The sequence below is a fragment of the Thiobacillus sp. genome (assembly GCF_024708915.1).
The window spans coordinates 1-6,046 of sequence record NZ_JANJXQ010000147.1 but is presented as its reverse complement, the minus strand read 5'-3'; the positions used below and the strand labels follow the sequence as shown (position 1 = coordinate 6,046).

The window sequence follows — 6,046 nt, the reverse complement described above, 5'->3', positions numbered from 1 at the left end:
CAGGGTTGCATCATCCCGATGCTCGACGCCTTCAAGGCACGCCACCGCTACGTCGTCGACGCGCTCAACGCCATTCCCGGCTTCAAGTGCGTCGACAGCGGTGGCGCCTTCTACGCCTTCCCCGACGTGCGCCCGGCGATCATGAACCTGCTGGCGCGCGACGTCATCGAGCAGCCGACCGACATCGCCTTCTCCGAATACCTGCTGGAATCGGCCGACGTCGCCGTCGTCCCCGGCTCGGCCTTCGGCGCCGAAGGCTACATCCGCCTGTCGTTCGCCACCTCGCAGAGCAACCTGGAAAAGGCGCTCAAGCGCATCGCTCAGGCGATGGCCTGAGCCGTTCCCCTCGCGGGCTTCCCGCAGCGCCGCCGGACCTGTAGGAGGCCCGCCGCGGGCCGCGACCGTGGAGCGTGCATGGGTGCGAATCGGCCCGAGGCGGGCCTCCTACACAAGATGCCATGGTGGCCATCCGCCCCCGCCCCAACGTGCTACTGGCCTCCCACTGCCTGTGCAGGTAGGCTAGCGCGATGTTCCGCATCCCCGACCTGCCCCCCACCCGCGGTACCCTGAGCTGGCTGCTTCAGCTTGCCTACACCACCGCGCGCCTGTTCAACCAGAACGGCCTCGCCAACCATGCCGCGGCAACGGCGTTCTACTTCCTGCTGTCGGCCACCCCGCTGCTGCTGCTGCTGAGCTACGCCCTGCAACTGCTGGGGCATGTTGCCGAAAATTCGGTGCCGGCCACCATCCTGATGGCCGCGCTCTACGACCAGATGCAACTGGACAGCCTCACCGCGCTCGGCTTCATTCCGCGGCAAACCCAACTCGCGGCCGGCGGCGTCGGCCTGGTCACCCTGGTGCTGTCGTCGCGCGGGCTGGTCAACACCATGCAGGGAGCTTTCCGCATCATTTTTCCCGACCGGACCAAGCGCAATCTGGTGGTGTCGTGGGTGCTGCCGCTGATCATCCTGCCGGTGCTGTTCCTGCTGATGGGGATGGCCGCGCTGGCCCAGGTCACGCTGTCCTTCCTGGCGCAGAATGACTTCATCGGCACCGGCAATGTGCAGATCCTGCAGGCGCTCAACTCGCTGTTCGGCTTTGTCATGGTGTGGGCGCTGCTGTTCACAGCCTACTGGCGGCTGCCGCGGCGGCATCCGCGCGCGCGCGACGCCGCCGTGTTCGCGCTCGCCGCGACCGTGAGCCTGGGGCTGCTGCTGATGCTGTTCGGCGCCTTCTTCAAGCTGGAGAACTACCACAGTCTGTACGGCGCGCTCGGCGGCGTGGTGTTCGTGCTGATCGGCGGCTATTTCGCCTTCCTGCTACTGTATCTGTGGGCGCAGGCGCTGTACGCCTACGGCAAGGCCGACATCACCGCGCTGGAAAAGCTGTTCCTCGGCGGCAGCGGCGAGGGCGCCGGCAAGCTCGAAGGCTACGTCTTCGGCGACAGCCACCGCCTGCTGGAAAAATACGGCCAGGTGCACCCCGCCGGCCATGCGCTGATCGAGGAAGGCGATGACTCGAAAATCGCCTATTTTCTCTACGCCGGCCGCGCCACGGTGTACAAGAATACCGACGGCGGGCGCCGCCGCCTGGGCGAACTCAACGAAGGCCAGCTGTTCGGCGAAATGGCCTATCTGCTGAACGAAAAACGCACCGCCTCGGTCGTCGCCGACGGCGAGATCACCGTGCTGGCGCTGCCGCCGCAGACGCTGGAAGAACTGATGCGCCATTCCGCCCCGCTGTCGCGCCGCATCATCGACGTCCTGTGCCAGCGGCTGGAGCGGATGAATCTGGCGAACCCGGGCTGAGGATCGAATATACTGTATGGATATACACTACATTTAACATCAGCCGTCACCCCGGCGAAAAGCCGAAGCGACGATTCAGTGTTCCCCTGGCGCACCCCATGGCCCTGTATTCGCTTTACGTCGATCTCAATTCCTTCTTCGCCTCGGTCGAGCAGCAGCTGCGGCCCGAGCTGCGCGGCCGCCCGGTCGGCGTGCTGCCGGTAATGGCCGACACCACCTGCTGCATCGCCGCCAGTATCGACGCCAAGCGCTTCGGCATCCGTACCGGCACCCCGGTATGGCAGGCCCGCAAGCTGTGCCGCGACATCGTTTTCGTCCAGGCGCGGCCGTCTGTCTACGTGGAAATCCACCACCGCATCGTCGCTGCCGTGGAGTCGTGCACTCCGGTTTCCGCCGTGCTGTCGATCGACGAAATGGCCTGCGATCTGATGGGCAGCGAGCGCGAGGAAGCCAGGGCCGTCAAACTCGGCCGCCAGATCAAGCAGGCGATCTACGATCAGGTCGGCGAGGTGCTGCACAGCTCGGTCGGCATCGCGCCCAACCGCTTTCTCGCCAAGACCGCGTCCAACATGCAGAAACCGGACGGGCTGGTGGTGATCCGCCAGCACGAGTTGCCGCAGCGGCTGTATGGCATCAAGCTCGGCGCGCTCAACGGCATCGGCCGCGCCATGGAACAGCGCCTCAAGCAGCTCGGCATCCACAGCGTCGAGCAACTCTGCGCCGCCAGCCGCGACACCCTGCGCCATGCCTGGGGCGGCGTCGAAGGTGAGCGCTATTACGCCAAACTGCGCGGCGAAAATGTCGCCGCCACCCCCACCCAGCGCTCCAGCGTCGGCCATTCGCACGTGCTGGCGCCCGAGCTGCGCGACCCCGATTCCGCCATTGCCGTGCTCTACCGCCTGCTGCACAAGGCCGCCATGCGGCTGCGCCACTACGGCTACTGCGCCGGCGGCCTCGGCCTGCATCTGCACTACCTGAAAAGCACCGCCGGCCACCCCCGTTGGGTCGACCAGGCACGCTTCTCGCCGCACGCCGACACCCTCCAGTTCAACCCCGTGCTGGCCGAACTGTGGCAGCGCCGCCCGCCCGACCCCAGCCCCATCCTCAAGGTCGGCGTCGCCCTCACCGGCCTGGTCGAGCACAGCCAGGTCACGCGCGACCTGTTCGACCCCGGCGACCGGCACGAAACCCTCAACAGCGTGCTCGACCGGATCAACCAGCGCTACGGCCCCAACACCCTCTACTTCGGCGGCGCCCACCATGGCCGCGGCGCCGCGCCGATGCGCATCGCCTTCAGCCACGTCCCCGAATTGCAGGTGGAAAATGACGGCTGAGGGTTGACCGAATCGCCCGCCATCACTAGAATGCGCGCTTCCCATTCCCCGATAGCTCAGTCGGTAGAGCGACGGACTGTTAATCCGCAGGTCCCTGGTTCGAGCCCAGGTCGGGGAGCCAGACATAGCAAGCACTTAGGCCATCCTTCGGGGTGGCTTTTTTGCTTTTCCGGGTCTGTATAGATGGTTGGGGGATCAGCATTGAGAGCTCTTCTCCGGTAGAGTTCGGAAGCAGTATTTCAACCGGCTCGAAAGTGTCTAGGAAAGCCGGGGCGATTCATTGTTAGTTCACGGCGGTCGGTTGGGGCTAGGTTTTGATGCCTCGGCTGGCGTGGACCTTCATGAGCTTGGCCGCATGCAAGAGGCCCTCGTCCAGGGTGTAGAGGGTCTTTGCTCCGTTGTTATGGGCGATAGCCAGGTGCAGCGCGTCGCCGGCCCGCAGCTTGGTGGCGAAGTTCTGGATGTACTCCTTGGCGAGTTCGTAGTCCGCGACACCGGGCGCCACGACCTGGAATGACTCGGTCACCAGTTCGTCGAACTGGGCAATGGTCAGCAACGCGTCAGACTCCGCGAAACCGCCCATCCTGACTTCGCGCGCGACAAGGCTGGCGAACTCGACGCGGGTCCAGTGGCTAACGTACAGCTCCCCCACTGGGAGCTTGGCGAAAAAAGCCTCGATTTTGGCGCTGGTGGCTTCTTCGAGGATGAGTGGGGCCAAGAAGCTGGTGTCGAAGTACAGCATCAAAGCCCCTCGTCGCGCATCTCGCGCAGCAGCTCGGCGCTGGATTTGCGCCAGCGGGGCATGCGACTGCGAAACTCGGCGAGCGACTTGACGGCGTGCTTGGGCTTTTCGACCGGCGTGATGCGGGCGATTGGCAGGCCGCGACGGGTGATAACCACTTCCTCGCCGGCTTCGACCTGGTCAAGAAGATGGCTGAGATGGGTCTTGGCTTCTGCCAGCGTAACGGTGCTCATACGCCTCTCCGATTGGTCATTATGTTGGTCATATAGTAGCGGAACGTTCAGGACAGGTAAATCGGTTGCGTTAGTCATTCCAGCTGCTGCCGATGCTGCTACCCCTGAGGCACCCACCCAGACCGCAACCGCGATTCCGACGGGATCTCTATCAGGCTGTAGTCGAGAAGCTGGACAGAATGCGCGCGCTGAGCCAGTGAATTGAGTGCTGCGGCCCGGCACTGGATTTGCACCAGCGGGACATGCGGCTGCGAAACCCGGCGAGGAACCTGACGGCGCGCCTGGGCTTCTCGACCGGCGTGATGCGGGCCTGGCAGGCCGCGACGGGTGATGGCCACTTCCACGTCAGCCTCGACCCGGTCAAGAAGGTGACCGGGATGGGTTTTGGCTCCTGCCAGGGTAAGGTACCCACACCCCTCCGCTTAGTCATTGTGGGGGTCATGAATAGCGCAGGCGCCCGCCCAATCGGTCTTTTTTCAGGCCCAGTACTTGGCCTTGTCCGGCAGCACCCAGCGCACTCCGCCGCGCGGGTCTTCCTTGTCGCCGCGGTAACGCGGAATCAGGTGAATATGCAGATGCGGCACGGTCTGCCCGCCGGCCTGGCCATGGTTGATGCCGATGTTGTAGCCGTCCGGCTGGTGGTGCCTGTCCAGCAGGTCTTTTGCCTGCGCCATCATCTTCAGCAAGGCGGCCTGCTCGGCTTCGCTGGCCTCGAACAGGGTGGCGAAATGGCGGCGCGGAATGATGACGGTGTGGCCGAGCGAAACCGGAAAGCCGTCCCGGTAAGCGACGACAAGCTCGTCCTCGACAAGGATGCGATGGGGGTCAAGCTTGCAAAAGGGACAGGGTTTGGGATTGGATGGGGACATGCCTGGGTGTACTCGTCTTGCGGTCGGAAAATGGGGGCAACAGCCCCGGCGCGCTGCTTGCACGGCCGGAAGCGCGGCCGGGCGCCTCTTTTGAACCGAGTGTAACCGATGCGGCTGGCCGGTTCAGCCGTTCAGACCGCCATCCGCCACCAAGCCTCCCACCGCGCCTAAGATGAAAGCGTGGAAATAAACAAGGGGATGCCATGGTCTTCGCCAACCGTCATCAGGCCGCCGACCGGCTGGCTGTCGCGCTGGCGGCCTACAAGGGCCAGCATCCGCTGATCCTCGCCATCCCGCGCGGAGCGGTGCCGATGGGACTGCGACTGGCCCAGGCGCTGGATGGCGAGCTCGACGTGGTGCTGGTGCGCAAGCTGCGCGCGCCGTTCAATCCGGAGTTCGCCGTCGGCTCGATCGACGAATCGGGCTGGAGCTATATTGCCGACTACGCCGAATCCGTCGGCGGCACACCGGCCTACCTGGCCCAGGAGAAGCAGACCCAGCTCGATACCATCAGAAAACGGCGGGCGCAGTACACCCCGCTCAGGCCACCGATCGACCCGGCCGGGCGCACCGTCATCGTGATCGACGACGGGCTGGCCACAGGGGCGACGATGATTTCCGCGCTGCATGCGCTGCGCGCGCAGAAGCCGGCGCGCCTGGTCTGCGCGGTGCCGGTGGCGCCAGCAGACACGCTGAAGAAGATCCGGCCCTACGCCGACGAGGTGGTGTGCCTGTCGACGCCGATGCACTTCCAGGCGGTGGGACAGTTCTATGCGGATTTTCCGCAGGTCGAGGATGCGGAGGTCGAAGCGATTCTGAAGCAGGCCTAGCGCGGTTTCACCCGCACGCCGTCCTTGATCGTCTCGTCGGGGTGCGCGACCACCTTGTCGCCGGCCGCAAGTCCTGACAGCACCTCGGTGGCGAGCCCGGCGCGCTGGCCGAGCCCGACCGGCGCCAGGCGTGCGCGGCGGCCATCGATCACGAACGCCGCCCAGCCCTCACCCTGCCGGAACAACGCGCTGGTCGGCAGCTGCAGCACGTCCTGGCCTTCCCACAGCAC

7 protein-coding genes, 1 tRNA gene and 1 pseudogene are annotated in these 6,046 nt (G+C 65.2%); 5 read left to right on the top strand and 4 right to left on the bottom strand.

Annotated elements, in window-relative coordinates:
• The 4 genes from Q0L94_RS10565 to Q0L94_RS10550 all read left to right on the top strand — a co-directional run.
• Positions 1 to 336, top strand: a 336-nt coding sequence (locus tag Q0L94_RS10565) for an aminotransferase class I/II-fold pyridoxal phosphate-dependent enzyme (protein WP_296753130.1), incomplete at its 5' end; no start/stop codon positions are given.
• A 191-nt stretch (positions 337 to 527) separates the two neighbouring features.
• Positions 528 to 1,808, top strand: a complete 1,281-nt coding sequence (locus Q0L94_RS10560; RefSeq protein ID WP_296753129.1) for a YhjD/YihY/BrkB family envelope integrity protein — start codon at positions 528 to 530, stop codon at positions 1,806 to 1,808.
• Between the two features lie 98 nt (positions 1,809 to 1,906).
• Complete coding sequence (locus Q0L94_RS10555) at positions 1,907 to 3,142, top strand: DNA polymerase (RefSeq protein ID WP_296753127.1); 1,236 nt, start codon at positions 1,907 to 1,909, stop codon at positions 3,140 to 3,142.
• Positions 3,143 to 3,187: 45 nt separating this feature from the next.
• A tRNA-Asn gene (locus Q0L94_RS10550) sits at positions 3,188 to 3,263 on the top strand.
• 186 nt (positions 3,264 to 3,449) lie between these two features.
• On the opposite strand, the gene Q0L94_RS10545 is transcribed toward Q0L94_RS10550, so the two are convergent.
• The 3 genes from Q0L94_RS10545 to Q0L94_RS10535 form a co-directional block, all read right to left on the bottom strand.
• The gene (locus Q0L94_RS10545; RefSeq protein ID WP_296753125.1) at positions 3,450 to 3,884 is read right to left on the bottom strand and encodes a type II toxin-antitoxin system VapC family toxin; all 435 of its coding nucleotides are present in this window, start codon (positions 3,882 to 3,884) and stop codon (positions 3,450 to 3,452) included.
• On the bottom strand, positions 3,884 to 4,117 hold the full coding sequence (locus Q0L94_RS10540; RefSeq protein ID WP_296753123.1) for a type II toxin-antitoxin system prevent-host-death family antitoxin: 234 nt from the start codon (positions 4,115 to 4,117) through the stop codon (positions 3,884 to 3,886). Before Q0L94_RS10540 ends, Q0L94_RS10545 begins: the two co-directional genes overlap by 1 nt.
• A 476-nt stretch (positions 4,118 to 4,593) precedes the next feature.
• Positions 4,594 to 4,986, bottom strand: a complete 393-nt coding sequence (locus Q0L94_RS10535; RefSeq protein ID WP_296753122.1) for an HIT family protein — start codon at positions 4,984 to 4,986, stop codon at positions 4,594 to 4,596.
• 203 nt (positions 4,987 to 5,189) lie between these two features.
• Between Q0L94_RS10535 and Q0L94_RS10530 the strand changes: the two genes are divergently transcribed.
• The gene (locus tag Q0L94_RS10530) at positions 5,190 to 5,816 is read left to right on the top strand and encodes a phosphoribosyltransferase family protein (protein ID WP_296753120.1); all 627 of its coding nucleotides are present in this window, start codon (positions 5,190 to 5,192) and stop codon (positions 5,814 to 5,816) included.
• On the opposite strand, the pseudogene Q0L94_RS10525 reads toward Q0L94_RS10530, so the two are convergent.
• Positions 5,813 to 6,046, bottom strand: a pseudogene (locus tag Q0L94_RS10525) (efflux transporter periplasmic adaptor subunit); the annotation flags it as partial. The gene Q0L94_RS10530 and the pseudogene Q0L94_RS10525 sit on opposite strands and share 4 nt — an antisense overlap.